At 66.2% G+C, this 18,212-nt stretch carries 21 protein-coding genes; 7 read left to right on the top strand and 14 right to left on the bottom strand.

Annotated elements, in window-relative coordinates:
• Window positions 1-192: 192 nt before the first annotated feature.
• The gene (locus tag ACQPYR_RS33820; RefSeq protein ID WP_433622906.1) at window positions 193-396 is read right to left on the bottom strand and encodes a hypothetical protein; all 204 of its coding nucleotides are present in this window, start codon (window positions 394-396) and stop codon (window positions 193-195) included.
• A 130-nt stretch (window positions 397-526) separates the two neighbouring features.
• Between ACQPYR_RS33820 and ACQPYR_RS33815 the strand changes: the two genes are divergently transcribed.
• The gene (locus ACQPYR_RS33815) at window positions 527-895 is read left to right on the top strand and encodes a hypothetical protein (RefSeq protein WP_433622905.1); all 369 of its coding nucleotides are present in this window, start codon (window positions 527-529) and stop codon (window positions 893-895) included.
• Window positions 892-1,092 (top strand): DUF6186 family protein, encoded by a 201-nt coding sequence (locus tag ACQPYR_RS33810; RefSeq protein WP_433622904.1) that lies wholly within the window; start codon window positions 892-894, stop codon window positions 1,090-1,092. Before ACQPYR_RS33815 ends, ACQPYR_RS33810 begins: the two co-directional genes overlap by 4 nt.
• Before the next feature lie 94 nt (window positions 1,093-1,186).
• Here ACQPYR_RS33810 and ACQPYR_RS33805 read toward each other — a convergent pair whose 3' ends face one another.
• From ACQPYR_RS33805 to ACQPYR_RS33795, 3 genes are all read right to left on the bottom strand, one after another.
• A complete protein-coding gene (locus ACQPYR_RS33805; protein WP_433622903.1) occupies window positions 1,187-2,650 on the bottom strand; it encodes a short-chain fatty acid transporter in 1,464 nt (487 codons plus the stop codon).
• A gap of 283 nt (window positions 2,651-2,933) precedes the next feature.
• Complete coding sequence (locus ACQPYR_RS33800; protein ID WP_433622902.1) at window positions 2,934-4,208, bottom strand: RNA polymerase sigma factor; 1,275 nt, start codon at window positions 4,206-4,208, stop codon at window positions 2,934-2,936.
• A 9-nt stretch (window positions 4,209-4,217) separates the two neighbouring features.
• The gene (locus tag ACQPYR_RS33795; protein WP_040699535.1) at window positions 4,218-4,637 is read right to left on the bottom strand and encodes a YciI family protein; all 420 of its coding nucleotides are present in this window, start codon (window positions 4,635-4,637) and stop codon (window positions 4,218-4,220) included.
• Between the two features lie 168 nt (window positions 4,638-4,805).
• Between ACQPYR_RS33795 and ACQPYR_RS33790 the strand changes: the two genes are divergently transcribed.
• Window positions 4,806-6,125, top strand: a complete 1,320-nt coding sequence (locus tag ACQPYR_RS33790) for a cryptochrome/photolyase family protein (protein ID WP_433622901.1) — start codon at window positions 4,806-4,808, stop codon at window positions 6,123-6,125.
• 82 nt (window positions 6,126-6,207) lie between these two features.
• Here ACQPYR_RS33790 and ACQPYR_RS33785 read toward each other — a convergent pair whose 3' ends face one another.
• Window positions 6,208-6,369 carry a hypothetical protein gene (locus ACQPYR_RS33785; RefSeq protein WP_433635444.1) on the bottom strand — a complete coding sequence of 54 codons (162 nt, stop codon included), beginning with the start codon at window positions 6,367-6,369 and terminating at the stop codon, window positions 6,208-6,210.
• An 18-nt stretch (window positions 6,370-6,387) separates the two neighbouring features.
• On the opposite strand from ACQPYR_RS33785, the gene ACQPYR_RS33780 reads away from it, so the two are divergent.
• Window positions 6,388-7,038 carry a hypothetical protein gene (locus ACQPYR_RS33780; RefSeq protein WP_433622900.1) on the top strand — a complete coding sequence of 217 codons (651 nt, stop codon included), beginning with the start codon at window positions 6,388-6,390 and terminating at the stop codon, window positions 7,036-7,038.
• Here the strand turns inward: ACQPYR_RS33780 and ACQPYR_RS33775 are convergent.
• Window positions 6,990-7,613: a TetR/AcrR family transcriptional regulator gene (locus ACQPYR_RS33775; RefSeq protein WP_433622899.1), complete on the bottom strand. Its 624-nt coding sequence runs from the start codon at window positions 7,611-7,613 to the stop codon at window positions 6,990-6,992. The genes ACQPYR_RS33780 and ACQPYR_RS33775 overlap by 49 nt on opposite strands.
• Before the next feature lie 87 nt (window positions 7,614-7,700).
• Between ACQPYR_RS33775 and ACQPYR_RS33770 the strand changes: the two genes are divergently transcribed.
• Window positions 7,701-8,420 carry an SDR family NAD(P)-dependent oxidoreductase gene (locus ACQPYR_RS33770; protein WP_433622898.1) on the top strand — a complete coding sequence of 240 codons (720 nt, stop codon included), beginning with the start codon at window positions 7,701-7,703 and terminating at the stop codon, window positions 8,418-8,420.
• Window positions 8,421-8,502: 82 nt separating this feature from the next.
• Here ACQPYR_RS33770 and ACQPYR_RS33765 read toward each other — a convergent pair whose 3' ends face one another.
• Complete coding sequence (locus ACQPYR_RS33765; protein WP_433622897.1) at window positions 8,503-9,843, bottom strand: family 1 glycosylhydrolase; 1,341 nt, start codon at window positions 9,841-9,843, stop codon at window positions 8,503-8,505.
• Between the two features lie 108 nt (window positions 9,844-9,951).
• Entirely contained in the window at window positions 9,952-10,335 is a 384-nt protein-coding gene (locus ACQPYR_RS33760; protein WP_433635315.1) for a VOC family protein, read from the bottom strand.
• Between the two features lie 291 nt (window positions 10,336-10,626).
• Between ACQPYR_RS33760 and ACQPYR_RS33755 the strand changes: the two genes are divergently transcribed.
• Window positions 10,627-11,265, top strand: a complete 639-nt coding sequence (locus ACQPYR_RS33755) for a glyoxalase (protein WP_433622896.1) — start codon at window positions 10,627-10,629, stop codon at window positions 11,263-11,265.
• Here ACQPYR_RS33755 and ACQPYR_RS33750 read toward each other — a convergent pair.
• The 4 genes from ACQPYR_RS33750 to ACQPYR_RS33735 form a co-directional block, all read right to left on the bottom strand.
• Complete coding sequence (locus ACQPYR_RS33750; RefSeq protein ID WP_433622895.1) at window positions 11,247-12,872, bottom strand: bifunctional 3'-5' exonuclease/DNA polymerase; 1,626 nt, start codon at window positions 12,870-12,872, stop codon at window positions 11,247-11,249. The genes ACQPYR_RS33755 and ACQPYR_RS33750 overlap by 19 nt on opposite strands.
• A 75-nt stretch (window positions 12,873-12,947) precedes the next feature.
• Window positions 12,948-13,814 (bottom strand): class II glutamine amidotransferase, encoded by an 867-nt coding sequence (locus ACQPYR_RS33745; protein ID WP_433622894.1) that lies wholly within the window; start codon window positions 13,812-13,814, stop codon window positions 12,948-12,950.
• A gap of 514 nt (window positions 13,815-14,328) precedes the next feature.
• Window positions 14,329-15,024, bottom strand: a complete 696-nt coding sequence (locus ACQPYR_RS33740) for an NAD(P)-dependent oxidoreductase (protein ID WP_433622893.1) — start codon at window positions 15,022-15,024, stop codon at window positions 14,329-14,331.
• Window positions 15,025-15,174: 150 nt separating this feature from the next.
• On the bottom strand, window positions 15,175-16,245 hold the full coding sequence (locus tag ACQPYR_RS33735) for an NAD(P)/FAD-dependent oxidoreductase (RefSeq protein WP_433622892.1): 1,071 nt from the start codon (window positions 16,243-16,245) through the stop codon (window positions 15,175-15,177).
• 150 nt (window positions 16,246-16,395) lie between these two features.
• Here ACQPYR_RS33735 and ACQPYR_RS33730 point away from each other — a divergent pair, with 150 nt between their 5' ends.
• Window positions 16,396-17,301: an RNA polymerase sigma-70 factor gene (locus ACQPYR_RS33730; protein WP_433622891.1), complete on the top strand. Its 906-nt coding sequence runs from the start codon at window positions 16,396-16,398 to the stop codon at window positions 17,299-17,301.
• Between the two features lie 69 nt (window positions 17,302-17,370).
• On the opposite strand, the gene ACQPYR_RS33725 is transcribed toward ACQPYR_RS33730, so the two are convergent.
• Both ACQPYR_RS33725 and ACQPYR_RS33720 read right to left on the bottom strand, forming a co-directional pair.
• Window positions 17,371-17,775 (bottom strand): SRPBCC family protein, encoded by a 405-nt coding sequence (locus ACQPYR_RS33725; protein WP_433622890.1) that lies wholly within the window; start codon window positions 17,773-17,775, stop codon window positions 17,371-17,373.
• A gap of 74 nt (window positions 17,776-17,849) precedes the next feature.
• A complete protein-coding gene (locus ACQPYR_RS33720) occupies window positions 17,850-18,098 on the bottom strand; it encodes a hypothetical protein (RefSeq protein ID WP_433622889.1) in 249 nt (82 codons plus the stop codon).
• Window positions 18,099-18,212: the final 114 nt, after the last annotated feature.

The raw sequence follows: 18,212 nt of genomic DNA, 5'->3' as shown, positions 1-18,212 counted from the left end.
TCGGCCGATCAGCTGTTTCTCGATCTTTTGCCGAGCAAATCCGAGACCGATATGACGAGCCGGGCTAAGTGCTCACTGGATACCGGAACGTACATGCGGGTGTGGTCGATCGGTCCGTCAGCGACACAGGCCTGGGCCGGCAAATCGATCTGAGCGGCGTTGTGGTGCATTTGTTTCTCCTCGAGGTGGGGATCAGCGGGGGGACTCGGAGTGCAGCCAGTGCCAGGCGACGGCACCGACCCACAGTTGGAAGGCGAGCGTGCTCACGGCCAACACCGGCAACAGTGCGGAGTGGACGAGTGTGGCGCTGCCCGCCAGGCTCAGCGGGAGCACCGCGGTGCCGCCGCGGCGCAGCCATCGCGCGCCGCGCGTACGGGTGCGGCGCAGACACAGCACGACCGGCTTGTCGGTGCCATGTATACCGTGACCAGCCGCGGTGTCGGTGGCATCGAACGCCCGAATTCGGTGCTCAGGGGCTTATTCTGCCCAGGTGACAGGGGAATCGGCGCGACCATTTCGGCGGCGGATGCTGCTGCTGGTCGTCGGTGTTGTGCTGGCGGCGGGTGGGGCCGCGACCCGGCCGTTCAGTTGGCAGGCAACCGTGCTGGTGCTGGTGCCGGTGATCGTGGTGTCGGTGTTGGCGTTCCGCACGGGACCCGAGCAGAGGCCACGCACCGTCCGGCTGCGGCGCGGAGTGGCCGTTTGGTCGACGCTGCTGGTCGTCGCGTCGATGTGGGAAGTGTATGCCTTTGTGCAGCAACCGGATTGGACGAGAGCCAGCGACCTGCACCCGACCTTGTCGACGCTGCTGGATCCGGCGCTAGAGCAGTTGCCGCTGCGGTTGGCCGGATGGTTCGTGTGGCTGGGTGCCGGCTGGTGGCTGGTGTCGAGATGAGCGATCGGCTGATCGTCATCGTCGGGTTCGTGGTGATGCTGGTGGTCGCGCTCGGCGTGGTCGTGGTCACGCATGTGCGCCGGGATCAGATCGCGCCCCTGGGGGAAACGATCGCGTACCTCACGCGCAATCGGGTGGCGAGGATCGTCGCTGTGCTCGTGTGGGCATGGGTCGGCTGGCACTTTCTCGTCCGATAGTGGGCGTGGCTCGTCGACGTCCTAGGCCGTGAGATCGCCTAAGGGGCAATCGAATACGCCGATGTCCGGGAAAGGCTCGCGGGACCGACCGAGGTCACGGGGTGGCGGGCAGGATCGGGGGCACGTATTCGAATGTCATGCCGAGCAGCCATACGAGAAGCAGAACCACCGGCAGGTGGAAGAGGAACTGCAGGAATGTGAATCCGACGAGATCGCGTGCTCGCAGTTTCAGCACGGCCAGCAGCGGCAGCATGAAGAACGGGTTGATGAGGTTCGGCAGCGCCTCGGCCACGTTGTAGATCTGCACCGTCCAGCCGAGGTTCATGTGGACATCAGTTGATGCCTGCATCACGTAAGGGGCTTCGACCAGCCATTTTCCACCGCCGGACGGGACGAAGACGCCGAGTACCACGGTGTAGAGGGCGATGACGACGGCAAAGCTTCCGCCGCCGCCGATACTCGTGAAGAAGTGCGCGAGGTGTTCGGAGATGGTGAGGCCGCCCCGGCCTTTGGCTTTGGTGAGGATTGCGGCCATGGCGGCGTACAGCGGGAACTGGACGAGAATTCCGGCCGTGGCGGGTACGGCGAGGGAGATGGCCTGCAAGAACTTGCGCGGGGTCCCATGCAGCACCAAGCCGAGCATCAGGAAGACGAGCAGATAACCGTTCAGGCTGCTGACCACGGTGAGCACCGGTTTGCTGGTGAGCTGGGAGATCAACCAGCCCACCGTCAACACCACGGCCAGGATCGGCAGGATGCGGCTGTACTCTAGCCATTCCCCGGGACGCGAGCGTGGAGCCACATCCGCCGGCTGGTCATCCAGATCGACGTCCAGTTCCTCGGCGGTCTTGATCGCCGCGTCCTTCGGTGCGGAGAAGTGCGCGATCACCACCGTGAGCGCCATGATGACGGCGCACATGAGCAGGGACTGCCAGGTGAAGATCGTGTGCCCGAAGTCGAGGACACCGGTGATTTTCAACAGGGCCGGAGGCAGCGAGGTGGCGGTGGCCTGCAGCTGCGCGGCCGAGGAGGATATGCCCAGCGCCCACACCGCACCCAACCCCATGAACGCCGCCGCGCCCAGCGCACGATAGTCCACGCGTAGATCGGCCCGACGGGCGATCGCACGGGCCAGCAGACCGCCGAAGACCAGGCTGAGTCCCCAGTTCAGAAACGATATCGACATCGAGAGGAAGGCAACGAAACTCACTGCGCTGCTGGCGGTTCGCGGCAACGTGGCCAGCCGATCGATGAGCCGGGCGACAGGTGGGGAGGTGGCGATGACGTATCCGGTGAGCACCACCATCGCCATCTGCAGGGTGAAAGCGGTCAGATCCCAGAAGCCGTCGCCGAACGCGTTCGCGACTGTTCGCGGTGACGAGCCGTTGGCCAATGCGGCTGCGGCCACGATGAATACGCCCGCCAGCGCGACGACGTAGGCGTCCGGGAACCACTTCTCCGTCCACCTGGCGAGCGACTGCGCAACTCGCGCAAGCCCCTTCTCAGAGCTGGTTGCTTCAACCTGGTCGGGGCTGGTTTGTGTATCGGCGGACGTCATCCCGTCGTTCCTCATCTTTCTCTCCGCACGAGGTCGCCCGGTGCATGTGACGCACCGCACAAGACTCGCCTGGCGAGTATCGATGTGCTGTTCGGGTCCAGGCAAGAGGGAAAGTTGCAGGTGCCGTCTGCAAAAATGCAGAAACATCGGCAGTCCAGGTGACTCGGTTCCGCATGGAATCCTCCGCTCTGAACCGCGTCCGGCAACGCGCCGCCCGCCTTCCGAGAACACCCCCGGCATCCGCGAAGCCGATTCACCGACCAGGCCCAGGTACTGCCCACTGTCAGCCGAGCGCAGCGAGCTTGCGCCGCAGCACCGTTCGCTCGCGCTCATTGCCGCACAACTGTGCCGCGCGCTCCAGCTCGGTGCGCGCCTCATCGGTGCGTCCGAGGCGAGTGAGCAGCTCACCGCGGACGCTCGACAGGAGATGCGAATTCGCAAGCGCCCCAGCCGCCAACGTATCCACGATCGGCAGCGCCGCAGCCGGACCCTGGGCCATGGCGACTGCCACCGCCCGGTTGACGTCCACCACCGGCGACGGGGCCAGTCTGCCGAGCGCCTCGTAAATGAGCACGATGCGCTCCCAGTTCGTCGTCTCGACCGAGGCTGCGACGGCATGACATTCTGCGATCGCCGCCTGCAAGCCGTAGGCGCCCAGGCCACGGCCGACCTGCTCCGCGCGGACCAGGGCGGCCCGTCCCCGGCGGATCGCGGCGCGGTCCCAGCGGCGACGGTCCTGCTGCTCCAACAACACTGGCTCGCCGTCCGGTCCGGTACGGGCCGGGAAGCGCGCCGCGGTCAGTTCGAGCAGCGCGAGCAGGCCGTAGACCTCGGGCTCGTTCGGCACCAACCGGGCAAGCACCCGCGCGAGACGCTGTGCTTCGCCCGCCAGCTCGAATCGGATCAGCTCGTCACCGGAGCTGGCCGTCGAGCCTTCGGTGAAGATCAGATAGATCACGCTGAGCACCGAGCCGAGGCGCTCGGCCCGTTCTTGTGCCGGCGGCACCTCGAACGGCACCCGCGCCGCCGCCAAGGTCTTCTTCGCGCGGGTGATCCTGGCCTGGACGGTGGCGGTCGGTACGAGGCACGCCTTGGCGATTTCATCGCTGGTCAGACCGCCGACCACCCGTAGGGTGAGCGCCAGCCTCGCCTCCCGTGACAGCACAGGGTGGCAGGAGATGAACATCAACGCGAGCACGTCGTCATCGATGCGATCCGGATCCCAGAGCATGTACTCGGCTTCGCGGGTTGGTTCGCGCCCGGTGAGCACACCGCCCTCGCCCAGATGACGGGCGAGGGCGGCATATCTCTCGTCGAGGGCGGAACGCCGGCGGAACGCGTCGATCGCGCGCCGCCGGCCGACGGTGAGCAACCATCCCGCGGGATTGCGGGGCGCGCCGTCACGTGGCCACGTCACCAGTGCCTCGGCCAGCGCCTCCTGGGCGAGATCCTCGGCCAGCGCGAAATCGCCGGTGTACCGCGCGAGTGCACCGACGATCCGCGCCGACTCGATTCGCCAGATGGCGGCGACGGCCGCGCGGCCGGTGTGCTCAGCCATTCGATTCGCTCAGAGCTGACCGGTCGCTTCCCGCCACTTGCGCTCCTTCTGGATCCACTCGTTGTCCTGCGGGAACTCATCGATCGTGGTGACCCGGCGGATTTCGGTCTTGAAGCCGGGACCGGTGATCGGCGAACGCTTGGCCCACTCCACGGCCTCCTCCTTGGATGCCACATTGAGAATGTAGAACCCGCCGAACAGCTCCTTGGTCTCGCCGTACGGTCCGTCGGTGACCACGGGCGTTTCGGAGGAATAGTCGACGACCACGCCGTCGGCGGCATCGTCGAGACCCTCCGCGGCGACCAGCACGCCCGCCCGGATCATCTCCTCGTTGTACCGACCGACGGTCTCGAGCATCTTGTCGAAGTCGAAATTCTCCATCCCCGCGTAGGCCTCGTCGGTGGCGCGCCAGATCAGCATGTACTTCATGGTTCATTTCTCCTCGGGTATCCGGGTCCCTCTCGGACCCTCTCACCTTCGAGTCGAACGGGGAATGTCGAAGATCGACGCGCCGCCGAAAAAATCTCTACCACGCCCATAGCAGGACGCGAATGCAGCTGCATCGTTTGTGCATCAATATGAATCTACATTGAGGGTATGGGCGCCTCCATCGTGTTGTTCACCAGGGATCTGCGTGTCCACGACAACCCGGCACTGATCGCCGCATGCCGCGAAGCCGAGTCGGTGGTGCCGCTGTTCGTATTGGATATCGACATCCTGGCCAGGGTGCGAAACGCGCCCAACCGGATGCGGTTCCTGGCCGCGGCGCTGCGTGAGCTCGACGAGCAGTTGCGGGCACGGGGTGGCAGGCTGATCATCCGCCGCGGCCGGGTAGTCGATGAGGCCGAGCGGGCGGCGACCGATGTCGATGCGCGGAGTCTGCACCTCGCCACCGACGTCACCCGCTACAGCCGTGGTCGGGAGCGCGCGCTGCGGGAGCGGCTTTCGCGCATCGGTTGCGCCGTGCAGAGTCACGCGGCTTCGATCACCGCCGTGGATCCGGGTGCGATTCGGCCCGATACCGGGCGCGGTCATTACGCGATTTTCACGCCGTACTTCCGCCGGTGGCTCGATACGCCGATACGGCGACCACTCGCTGCGCCCGGCACGGTCACGGTGCCGCGGATAACCGGTGAGCCGGTACCGGACCCTGCCGACATCGGTGCCGGTTCACCCGAACTGGCGGTGGGCGGCGAGAAGACAGGCCGAAAGATGTTGGAGCAGTGGTTGTCCGGGCCGGTGCGCCGCTACGCCGAGGACAAGGATGTGCCCGCCGCCGATGGCACCTCCGGACTATCACCCTTCTTGCATTTCGGCTGTTTGTCCGCGGCCGAGGTGGTGACCTGCACCGACACGGCTGATCCGGGCGGATACGCCTTTGTGCGGCAACTGGCCTGGCGCGACTTCTATCACCAGGTGCTTGCCGACCGGTGCGAGGTGGCCGTGTCCGACTACAAGGCAGCGCACGAACCGTGGCGTTCGGATCCCAGGGCCGAGGAAGCCTGGCGGGCCGGGCGCACCGGATACCCGATGGTCGACGCCGGGATGCGACAACTGCTCACCCAGGGGTGGATGCCGGGACGTGCCCGCTTGATCGCCGCGAGTTTCCTGGTCAAGACGCTGCGTGTGGATTGGCGGGCCGGGGCAGAACATTTCGAAAAATGGCTCGTCGATGCCGATATCGCGAACAACCGGCTGAACTGGCAGTGGATGGCGGGTACGGGCACCGACACCCGCTCCAGTCGTGTGCTCAACCCGCTGCGCCAAGCCGAGCGGTTCGATCCCGAAGGCGACTATGTCCGGCGCTGGCTGCCCGAGCTGGCGATGTTGCCCGGCGCGGAGATCCATCGACCGTGGCGGGCGGTTGTCGGTGCCGCCGACTACCCGCCGCCGATCGTCGAATTCAATGGAATGTGAGCATGATTCAGCGCGGTGTTGCCTGGGGCGCGCGGCCGCGCCGACCGGTGTCGCGCCCGACGAATGAGTTCGAGCATCCGGGTCAGCACTCGGCCGATGTCGCCTGCGCGAATCGCACGTGCAGCTGTTCGCGGACCTGGTCCGGGGTGTAGGCGCGGCGGCGGCGCTCAGCGCGCACGACCACCACGCCGGTGGCCACCACACCGGCCGCACCTGCCAATCCCACTGCCTTCCACCACCTCATACCGCATAGGCTACTTCCATGACGGGGACGAGCATCAGTCTCGATCGGGCGCTCGAGCTCACCAGAACCGGCGATATCTGGTTGTTCCGTGGGCATTCGGCGGCCGATCGTGCGATTCGGATGACGACGAACAGTCCGGTAAACCACGTGGGAATGTCGGTCGTGCTCGATGATCTGCCTGCGTTGATCTGGCATGCGGAGCTCGGCCGATCACTGCCCGACATGTGGTCGGGTGTCGCGCACCGCGGCGTCCAGTTGCACAACCTGCATGATGCGGTATTGGTGTGGGCGCATCGCTACGGTCAGCAGGCCTGGTTGCGCCAATTGAACCGTCCGGCAACCAAAGAGATGGAAGACAGCTTGCTGCGCACCATCGCCCGATTCGACGGAACCCCCTTTCCCTCCACTGCCGGTCTCGCTGGACGCTGGCTACGCGGCCGAGCCCGCCTCCCGCGCCGCCGGTCGCGCCGAACGGTCGTCCAGGAGTTGGAAAGCGCGTACTGCGCGGAGATCGTTGCCGCGACCTATCAGTCGATGGGGCTGTTGTCGCAGGACCGAAGCCCGAATTGGTATGACCCCGGACGGTTTTGGAGTGGCGACGGGCTGCAGTTGAGTGGCGGCTACGAGCTGGGTGGCGAAATCGCCGTGGAGACACCCGCCGACTCCTGACCGGGCCGATGGTGTGATGTGCGTCGGCTAGCGCGGAGACCGTCGAGCACGAACGGCAGGGATCGTCGCCATGCCGATTCGCCGGCGTTGTCGCCGAGCAGCGACAGCGCCCAGACAAGCTTCACCACTTCGTCGTCGGTGGCGTCCGCGCGTAGTGTCCCGTCGCGGCGAGCGCGGTCGAGCACCGTCGACAGATGTCTCATTCCCCGCGCGCAGGCCTGGGCGAGTTGTGCGGCGGCAGGGTGATCGCCGGTGAATGCTTCGAGCAGTCCGCGGTCGGCGGCGAGTCGGGTCAGCAGGTTTTCGACGAAACCGGTGAGTGCGACCCAGGAATCCTGTTCAGCCGCAGCCTGTTCGGCGAGTTCGTCTACGGCGGCCAGGCGGGGTGGCAGCAGTGCGTCGATGAGGGCGTCGCGGGTCGGGAAGTGGTTGTAGAGGGTGCCGATACTGACTCCGGCCCGCCGTGCGATCTCCTCGAGCGACCCGGACAGTCCTTGTTCGGTGAACACGCCGGCAGCTTCCTGTAGCAACCGGTCGCGGTTGCGGGCCGCGTCGCGGCGCATCGGTCGAGTCACGACGACCATCATACAAACTTGAGGGCCCCCTCACTCTGGTGCTAGCCTCGTCGAAAGTGAGGGGCCCCTCAAAATTTGGAGGTAGAGATGGCGAACAACGCACGCACGGCCGTAATCGTCGGTGTCGGGCCGGGATTGGGCATGTCCATGGCCAGTCGATGGGGTCGGGAAGGATTCCGGGTCGCGCTGATCTCGCGCAGCGACGCCCGGCACAGTGCGTATCTGGCTGATCTCGCCGCACAGGGCATCGACGCCACCGCCCACACAGCCGATGTCACCGATCCGGATCGACTGACCGAGGTCCTGGATGTGATCAGCGCCGGCGGGGATGTCGAGTTCGTCTATTACGGTCCCGGCCCGACGCAGCTGCCGGTCCCGATCGCGGAGATCGACGTCGCGATCGCGCGATCGGCATTCGACTGGGTATGGCCCGCGGTGCACGTCGTCGGTGCCGTGTTGCCCGGCATGCTCGAACGCGGTACCGGCGGACTGGTTTTCGCGGGCGGGTTGTCCAGTGTGCGGCCCATGCCGATGCTGGGGCAACTGGCTTTGGCTGCGGCGGCGCTGCGCAACTACGCGCTCACCCTCAATGCCGCGCTGGCCGACCGCAATATTTACGCCGGAACGCTCACCATCGGCGGCTTGGTCGAACGCGGCGACATCCATGCCATGGTCACCGCCGATCCGGCGAAATACGGGGCCGCAGAAGGACATACGCTCGATCCCGACCGAATTGCCGATTCCGCATGGGGAATATACGAGACGCGCGACCGCGCCGAGGCAGTCTTCGACGCTCTCGGACAGTGACACGGCTGGCCCGGGGCGCGCCGTGTGGTGAGCCGCGGCAGAGCGTTGCGTGATCTGACTCGTCGCTACACTGTGGCGCACGCTACGGGTTTGCGACAGGGCTGAGGCAGCTGGCCGGTGGGTCGACGAGCACGCAGATCGACGGGCCGCGGGTGGGGCGATAGTCGGCGGGGAGACCGCCGGTGGCGATGATCTGGGTGTAGGTGCCGACGCCATCGGTGGGGCGGCGGGTGAGGGTCGGGTCGGAGCGCACATCGACGGTGTAGAGGCCGAATCGTGGTGTGTAGCTGCCCCATTCGTAGTTGTCGGTCAGGCTCCAGTAGTTGTAGCCGATGACATTCATGCCGTCGGCCTTGGCGCGCTGGATCCAGTAGACGGTGTCGCGAAGGTGATCGCTGCGGGTGTAGCCGTCACCGCGGGGGATACCGTTTTCGGTGGGCATGCCGTTCTCGACGATGTACAACGGCTTGCCTGGAAAGCGGCGCGAATAGTATTGCAGCGCATAGTAGATGCCCTCGGTGCGCACCGGCAGTTCCCAAATGCGCTGTCCGGGCAGCTGCGGCATTGCCGACCCGATGGCCCTGGTGATGGAACTCAGCAGCGACTGCACCGGATCGTAGGCGAAGTAGTAATCGACGCCCACGTAGTCGAGCCGGTTGGCGACGCGATCGACGAACTCGCCGTTGACTTGTGCTTCCGAGCCGGCGACATAGCCGACGTTGCTGGTCACCTGGGCACCGGGCTGGGCCTGGTGGATGTAGTCGTATATGGCGTTGTGGGCCTGCGCGAGGCGGTCGAGCATCTCGGGTCCGCTCGCCGCGCCCCGGCCGGTCTCGTGCACGATGTAGGCGACCGGCTCGTTTATGGTGACCCACAATGGATTTCGGGAGGCGTAGCGGTCGACGACCGTGCGCATATTGGCCAGCCAATCCTCGACCATGCCCGGATTGCGCCAGCCGCCGCGGTCGGCGGCCCAGCCGGGATAGACCCAGTGGTCCAGGGTGATCATCGGTCGCATCCCGGCGGCCACGATCTTCGCGATCACCGCGTCGTAGAAACCGAACGCGCCGGCATCCCAGGCGCCCGGTGCGGGCTGTACGCGAGCCCATTCGATCCCGATCCGGAACACCTTCACACCCAGCTCGGCCGCCAGGTCGATGTCGGAGGCGTACCGGTCGTAGAAGTCGACCGAATCGCGCAGTTCGTCGGCGCCGGAGCCCGCGATGTAACGCGTCCAATTGCTGTCGGGCGCATGGCCTTCGGACTGGAAACCGGATGACGCGACACCCCACAGGAAATCCGAGTCCAGTACCGGTAGCGCGTTCGACCGGATCGGCGGGACGGCCGAGGAGTTCGTGCACAGCAGCAAGGTCGACGCCGCGGCGGCGAGCGCGGCCAGGACGTACCGACGGAACCAACGCATCAATTCAGGGTAACTCGATCGCCGCCGGCGATGGACGAATCAAGAATGCTGGGCAGATTTCGCGGTTCCCAGCGGTTGGCCGCTATGGGGCGCTCGGTTATTCGCGAATCAAAGCTCCGGCAACCGCTGACGCAGCAGGCAGAACTCGTTGCCCTCCGGATCCTGCAGCACGTGCCAGGGCTCGTCGCCGGTCTGCTCGACGTCGGCCGGTCGCGCACCGAGCGACAGCAGCCGCTCCAGTTCGGCGTCCTGGTCGCGGTCGACCGGGTTCACGTCGAAGTGCAGCCGCAGCTTCGCGGTCTTCGGCTCGGCGACCCGGCTGAACACCAGCGTCGCAGCGGCCCCGCCGAATCCGGACGGCGGCCCGATCTCGATGCCGTCCTCCGGTTCCTCCCTGCTCAGCTCGACGTAGTCCAGTACCGCGCACCAGAAACGGGACAGGGCAACGGGGTCGGTGCATTTGACGATCAGTTCAGACAGGCGGCAGCTCATACGCTCAGACCCTAGACGCCGGGCGGTCTCCAGATGGTGCGTCACGGCATCATGTGGTGACCGCGGCCGGCTCACCAACGGCCGGTGTCGAGACGATTGCGCGGTGGTCGACCTTCCCGTTCATGTCGACTGTTGATCACCCAAAGCAGCAGGGGCAGAGGCTCATTCAACGGCGTGTGGCGGTCGACCGAGGTCGCCGGTGGCTCGCCTCGACGGGCTGATTCCAACCGCGATCGAAGCGATCAGGAATCGAGAAGCGCTGGTCGCCGGGTAGAAAATAGCGTTAGTGCCATGAACATCACCATTAACCAAGCCGCTATCGAATCCGTCATCCTCGAGGTGCCCGACGCTGTGGCCGCAGCGGCCTTCTACACCGCCGCGTTCGGTCTCGGTGACAAGCTGCGCGTGCGCACCTCGGAAGCGCCGACGACCGGCTTCCGCGGCTTCATCCTCTCGCTCGTGGTGTCGCAGCCGAGTACCGTCGACAGCCTCATCGGCAGCGCTGTCGCCGCGGGCGCGACGACGTTGAAGCCCGCCAAGAAGAGCTTCTGGGGTTACGGCGGCGTCGTCCAGGCGCCGGACGGGGCGATCTGGAAGATCGCGACGTCGTCGAAGAAGGACACCGGTCCGGCGACCCGCGAGATCGATGATTTCGTGGTTCTCCTCGGAGTCGACGACGTCAAGGCGACCAAGCAGTTCTACGTCGATCACGGCCTGGCCGTTGCGAAGAGCTTCGGTAGCAAGTACGTCGAGTTCGAAACCCCGGCGTCCTCGATCAAGCTGGCGCTCTACGGGCGCCGCGCCGCAGCCAAGGATGCTGGTGTGCCGCCGGAGGGAACCGGGTCGCATCGGATCGTCATCGCGGGCAGTGCCGGAGCCTGCACCGATCCGGACGGGTTCGCGTGGGAACCTCACTTGGCGTCCCAGTAGCACTGCACCACCGCGGTCGTGAACGGGAACCGCACCGGTGTCGGCCCGAAGGCGATCCGGCCTGCGGTCTCGGCCGCGGCCGAAATCATTTCGGCGACAGTCGTGGCCTCCTCGGCCGGGCAGTGCACGATTACCTCGTCGTGCTGGAAGAAGACGAGCTCGGCTCGGAGCCCGGCGTGCGTCATCGCATGACGCACGCCCGCCAGCACCAGCAGGGCCCAGTCGGCGGCGCTGCCCTGCACCACGAAGTTGCGGGTGAAGCGGCCGCGAGCGCGCGTCGCGGAGGTGCTGCCATACCCGTCCGTCTCAGGCGCTGCGACCGAGGCCGGCGGGCAGGTGCGGCCGAGCCAAGTGCGCACCAACCGGCCTTCTTCACCGGCGCGAGCCGCTTCGTCGACATACGACACCGCGGCCGGATAACGTCGGCGCAGTTCGGCCATGTGGGTGAGGGCATCGCCGGAGGTCTGGCCGTAAATGGCGCCCAGCAGGGCGAGTTTGGCCTGGGCGCGGTCGCCGCCGAAGACATCGGCGTACAGGTCTTCGCCGCGACCGGCCACCTCCATCAATCCCGGGTCGCGGGAGATCGCGGCGAGGACTCGTGGCTCCATTTGGTCGGCGTCGGCGACCACCAGGCGCCAGCCCGGGTCCGCGCGTATCGCTTGACGGATCACCTTCGGGATTTGCAGGGCGCCACCGCCGTTGGTGGTCCAGCGGCCGGAAACCGTTCCACCGGGCAGGTATTCGGGACGAAAGCGGCCGCCGTGTACCCACTGCTCGAGCCAGGACCAGCCGTGCGCGGTGTACAGGCGGTACAGCGATTTGTAGGCCAATAGTGGCGCTACGGCGGGGTGATCGATCTGCTGGATTTCCCATTTTCGGGTGGAGGACAACAAGATCCCGACGCGGCCGAAGGCTCTGATGATGTCGTTGGGCAGGTCTGGCCGGACCCGCACACCTTCCCCGAATGCCCGCGACACCTGGTCGGCCAACTCCGCCATCCGGCGCGGCTCCAGCCCGCCGGGAAAGCGCTCACCCAGCAGCTTGTCCAGCAGCTCACGGTGCACGTCGGCACGCCAGGGGATCCCGGAACGGGACATCTCCGTGGCAACCAGCATGGCCGCCGATTCGGCAGCAAGGAGCAGCCGCATACGTTCCGGATACTCGGTCTTCGCCGTACGAGCCAGCTGACCCGCGTAGACCTTCAGCAGTACGTCGAATTCGTCCGTGCCGGGTGGCAGCGGTACCGGGCCGGATTCGAACAGCGACGGCTGGGTCTCGGCGGCACGCGCGGGCGCGTCCGGCGGGACGGGCAGGTTGTTCAGTCGCGCCCAGGCCGCCGCCAGCGAGCGCGCCTGCCCCGACTGACCCTCCTCATGGCCGATGAGCAGCGCCTCCGCGGCCTGCACGTCGTAGCACCGCTCCACCCGCACGCCCGCCGCCAGCAACGGTCGGTAGATCTCGGCCGTGGATCGCCAAACCCACCGCTCGACCTCGGGCCGTGCGCGCACCGCGGCGGCGAGCGAGGGTTCACGCACCACCGGTCCGGCGGGCCGGCCATCCTGATCGAGCGGACACAGAGTCGCACCTCCGTCGCCCGTTTCCGCCACCGCCCATCTCACCTCCCGAGTCTTGCACTGGGGTAGGACATCTACCGCGGTAGCGGGCTCGGGTCGGGAGGTTGGTCACCGACCCGACTGTGCTGCCGCCGCACGAGTGTCGAGTTCTGCGAGCGAGAGTGGGTGGCGCGGTGCGGAATCCAGGACGGTGGTCGATCGGACGCGCAGGTGGTCGTCGACGTGGAGTAGTTCGCCTGGTGCGAGTGCTCGCCAGCGTGGGTCCTCGTCGGTGCGCTCGCTGGCCACCACGACCGCGGGGAATTCGCGCAGGTGGCCGCTTCGGGTCCGGATTCCGGCTCGTCCGGCTTGGTCCAGGTGCCGGTCGCCCTGTGGACCGCCTGGCTCGCGTTCGAGGACGAAGAGGCCGTGTGTGTCGGGGTATCGGAGTGCCCACAGGTCTGTTGCCGTGGTGAGCACCAGGTTGAGGGCGTAGACGGGCAGTCGGTCCGCGATCCACCTGACCGCGTCGGTGATACCGGCGGTGACGTCGCCGTCGTGCTGGTCGGTGCGCTTGGTGATCAGGGCGAAGAATCGTTCGGAATCGGTGTCGCCGTGTACCAGGTCGAGGTAGTCGCCGAGTTCGGAGTCCAGTTCGTCGAGGCCGTGCAGCACACCGTTGTGGGCGAACAGGCGGCCATGTTGTTCGAAGGGGTGGGTGTTGATGGGTTGCAAGCCGCCCGTGGTGGCGTAACGGATGTGCGCGACGAACGTCATCGATTCTCGTTCGCGCGCCTCCCGAGCGAATTGGACGTCCTGGTACGCGGCGATCGGTTGTTTCTCGACCAGCGGGGCCTCCTCGGCGGTGAAGGTGCCGAGGCCGACGCCGTCGGGTTCACGTCTGCTCTGGATCGACAGACTGTCCGGCGCATCCAGTAACCAGAACGTGGCCCGCACGCGCCGCGGTGCGGCCGACAAACCGAACAAGCGACACATGGGACTCCTGCCTGAGCGTTGTCCGCGTGTGATGACTGTCCTGCGATCGTAGTCCCAGGTCAGCTGATCTTTGCGTTCCGGTCCGGAATCTCCGGGTCCGGTCCGGAATTCTTGTCCGGCCGGTGGACCAGGCAGTTCAGGGTGCGCCGGCGGTGCGGCTTCTCGATCGAGAAGGAACGCGCTCATATCGTGATCACGACGCATCAGCGGGGGCGGGGAGTCTGTAAACCCCGTGTGCGCAAGTGATTTCGATTCTCAGGGGGACTGGTATGTGGGAGTGGAGCAAACATGTCGCCGAGCACGCCGCCGCCGCGGCGTGGACCCGTCGACAAGAGGAATACCGACCGACGATTTGCGACCCGGAACCTGCCGCTGCACCAGGCGGCGCGAACAACGGTTGTACCGCAGCTGAGGACAACTGTGGGGAACATTCGACAGACAGCGCCGAGTAGGCGTCAACGTTCGACCGGTTCGGCGTCGCAGCAGACGGTGTCGACGCCGAACCCTTGTCGCGTCAGGTCTTGGCAAGTGCCTCGCGACGAATCCACTCGAGCAAGGTGGGGTTTTCGGCTGTGGTGATGACGCCGATGGTGGTGTGGACGTAGCGGTCGTCGTCCAGTAGGGCGAGCATGCTCGCGGCCAGGTCCGCGCGGGCGGTGAACCTGCCGTCGGCATGGCCCTCGACGATGGTGTAGTCGGTGACCGACGGCAGGTGGTAGAGCCCGCTCGGGCGCACGATCGTCCAGTCCAGATCGGTGGACCGGATCAGGGATTCCATTCGCCGCATGTCGTCGTACAGGGTCTTACCCGCCACCCGCGTCACATATGGCAGTAGTACGCGGTTGAACACGAATCCGCCGTCGGAGTACGGGTGCGGATCGACTCCGCTCGAGCTGACCACGGCGAGCCGACGCACCCGATGCCGCTCCATCGCGGCGACGATATTGGCCACACCACGCGAATAGGTGCTGATCGGTTCCTTCCCCGCGGGCACCCCGAGCGTCGACAGCACCGCATCCCGCCCTGCCACGGCGGTGTCGACGGCACCCGGATCGAGCACATCCGCACCGACTATCTCGAGCCGATCATGGTGCAGCGGAAAAGAATCCGGCTGCCGGGTGACCGCGGCGACCTCGTGTCCGGCGGCCAGTGCCTGGCCGGTGAGCAGGCGGCCGGTGGGACCGTTTGCTCCGAAGACTGTGATACGCATGAAGTTCCGCCCTCACGACACCAAAGCCGTGCGCAGCGGGGCCAGTGCCCGCGCCCACGCCGGCAACTCGTCGCCCAGTCGGTCGCCGATGCGGCCGGGACGGGTGCTGCAGATGATGATGCCGATCTTCATATTCGATTCTCCTGTCGATCAGAAACTGGATACGCCCGCGCGGGCGGACGAGAACGCGCTGTGGGTGGCCATTTCCTTGAGTGCGACCGCGGTGCGTCCGGCGAAGTAAGTGCGCCGGACCGTGTCGTCGGTGTGGGTGAACTGGGCTATCGCGTCCTTCCTGCCCAGCGACAGTCCGCGGCTGAAGTACGGGAAGGAATGCGGTTTGGGCTTGCGGCCCGCGAGTAGGCGCGCGAAGTTGTCGGCCGCGTGAATGGCCTGCGGTAGGGCGGTGTAGCAGGCGAAACGTGCTCCGGGCACGGCAGCGCAGTCACCGACGGCGAAGATCCGCTGGTCGCTGACGCTGCGCAGGAACTCGTCGACGACCGCACGTCCGCGCGCGTCGACCTCGAGACCGCTGCGCGCCGCGAGGTCGGGCACGCCCGACACGATCGCCCACAGGGTCAGGTCCGTAGCCATCTCCCGACCCGACCGCAGCCGCACGACATCCGCTGCGCCCGAACCGACTTCGGCCACCTCATCATCGATGATCTCGACGGTCAGTCGCTCCAGACCGGCGCGTACTCGCCGATAGGCCCCGTCGGAAAGGCCGCCGCCCACCGAGGAACCGATCAGCCGCACTCGCAGATCGGGTCTGGCCTCGGCGATTTCGGCCGCGGTCTCGATGCCGGTCGGACCACCCCCGATGACGGTGACATGGTCACCCGAGGTGAGCCGCCCCAGCGCCGCGCGAGCTTGCTGTGCGCCTTCCCAGGTGCCCACCGGCACGGTTCCGGGGATGGGCGACACCGTGCTGCCGACGGCCAAGAAGGCGTAATCGAAGTCGATCCGCTCGCCGTCGGCGAGGGCGATGGTGCTGTCACCGATCTTGTCGACTGTGCCTACCCGTGCCGTGATCCCTTCCCGCAGTACCTCCGCGAGAGGTGTTGCCGCCGAGTATGTTCCCGCGATCTGCTGGTGCAGCCGAACCCGCTCCACGAAGTCCGGGCGCGGGTTGATCACCGTGACCTCGGCATCCTTGACTTTCCTGGCCACCCGGTTCGCCACGAGCGTGCCCGAATATCCGCTGCCGACTACGACGACCTGCATGTCAGCCTCCTGTCTTGGTAACTGGACGAACACAAGACGCTCATGGCCGCGGTCCTGTGACGTCCGCGCCTAGGTGACGTGCGTCACTGATGGTGGGTGTCACAAAGTGGGCAGGTCCGGCGTCTCGTGGGTATGGCACAGTCGAGAGCTATGAGTGACGCGGGCGAGGTCGACCGCCTGGACCCCGCCACCGAGGCGTTCGTCGCGCACCGCAATCTCCTGTTCACGGTCGCCTACGAAATGCTCGGTTCGGCCGCCGACGCCGAAGACGTCCTGCAGGAAACCTGGCTGCGGTGGGCCGATGTCGACCTGACCACGGTGCAGGACCAACGCGCCTACCTGGTCCGGATCACCACCCGCAAGGCACTCGACCGGCTGCGCACCCTCGACCGGCGCAAAGAGTCCTACGTCGGTCCCTGGCTGCCCGAGCCGCTGCTCACCGCCCCCGACGTGGCCGACGATGTCGAACTGGCCGACAGCGTCTCGATGGCAATGCTGCTCGTGCTCGAGACGCTCGCCCCGACCGAGCGCGCGGTGTTCGTACTGCGCGAGGTATTCGACCTGGCCTACGACGAAATCGCCGAAGCCGTCGACAAAACTCCCGCCGCGGTCCGCCAGATCGCCCACCGCGCACGAGCACACGTCGCCGCGCGCCGACCTCGTGGAGTCATCTCCTCGGCCCAGACCCGCGACGCGCTCGCCGCCTTTCAACGCGCGGTCGAAACCGGCGATCTACAGGGCCTGCTCGAAATCCTCGCCCCCGATGTCGTCGCCCTCAACGACGGCGGCGGAATCAAACAGGCCCTCCCGCGCCCCATCGTCGGGGCCGAGCGAGTGGCTCGGCTGTTCGCCGCCTACTGGCACACGATCGGCGCCGCGGCGACACTGCAACCGACACAGGTCAACGGCTACCCAGCGTTGATCATCCGGCTCAACGGCGAACTCGACACAGTCACCGCGGTGCGCATCGACGACGGCCTCATCAGCGGCATCTACTCCGTGCGCAATCCGCAGAAGCTGTCGCATATGCAACGCGAAATCCCACTGCACCGTTGAGCCCGGAGGACTTCACAGCGGAAGCCGAAACCGCCGCTGATCGGTTGTGTACCAAGGACATCGAGGTGCTTATGCCGATGTTTCTATTGCCTGCTTCATTTCCTTGATCCCGTATTCGGTGCGGATTCGGATTTCGGGGGCGATGCTGTCGGGCAGGACGTCGGTTATCCAGATCAGGCGGCCGCGCTCGCCTTCGCTTCGGACCTCGAAGGATGCGTGGTGGTAGTCCAGGGATGGCCTGGCGCCTTCCGCGACGGAGTAGGCGATTCGGCGGGTTTCGTCGTCGATGGAGATGATCAGTTCCCGGATTATGTGGCCGTCGGGAAATGTGAGGAAGCGCTCGACGCCCTGGATGCGGGTGTCGGCGACTCGGCCGGGGAGCAGGCGTGTGTGCACCGCCCCGACATCACGTACGACGTCCCAAATATGTTGTGGGGAAGCATCGATGACGATTTCGGTGCGGATGGTGGCCATGGGGTCGAGTCTTCCGCATCTTGATGCACAGCGTTTCCCAACGTTGAGCGGCCAGGTCGATCATCACCCGCGGGCTAAGTTGCCACCCCGAAATCGCGCGCAAGAACAGCTCGGGCGCGAGCGTCGGCCAGCAGCAGGCCCGCTTCTCGGCGCAGTCTGCCGAGTTGACGGCGCTGCCCGGCGTCGGGGGCCGTGCTCTCGAGTTCCTGGTCCAGGGAGCCGAGGGCGGATTGCAACTGACCTACCGTCTCAACAGTCGCCCTGGTGCCCAGGTTTCTTGCTTCCTTGATGAGTTGGGCCAGTCGACCTTCCAGACTGAGCATTTCGCCTCCCGAGCGCGCACAGCTGCATGTCCGTCGGCGTCACCGAAGTCCGGTCCGCCGAATGCATAAACCGCATTTATTGAGCCGTTAAATAACGGTACATCAAATGATGGA

Source organism: Nocardia sp. CA-120079 (assembly GCF_050955745.1).
Classification (GTDB): Bacteria; Actinomycetota; Actinomycetes; order Mycobacteriales; family Mycobacteriaceae; genus Nocardia.
The sequence above is the reverse complement of the archived record's forward strand: the minus strand, read 5'-3'. Positions and strand labels throughout refer to the sequence as shown.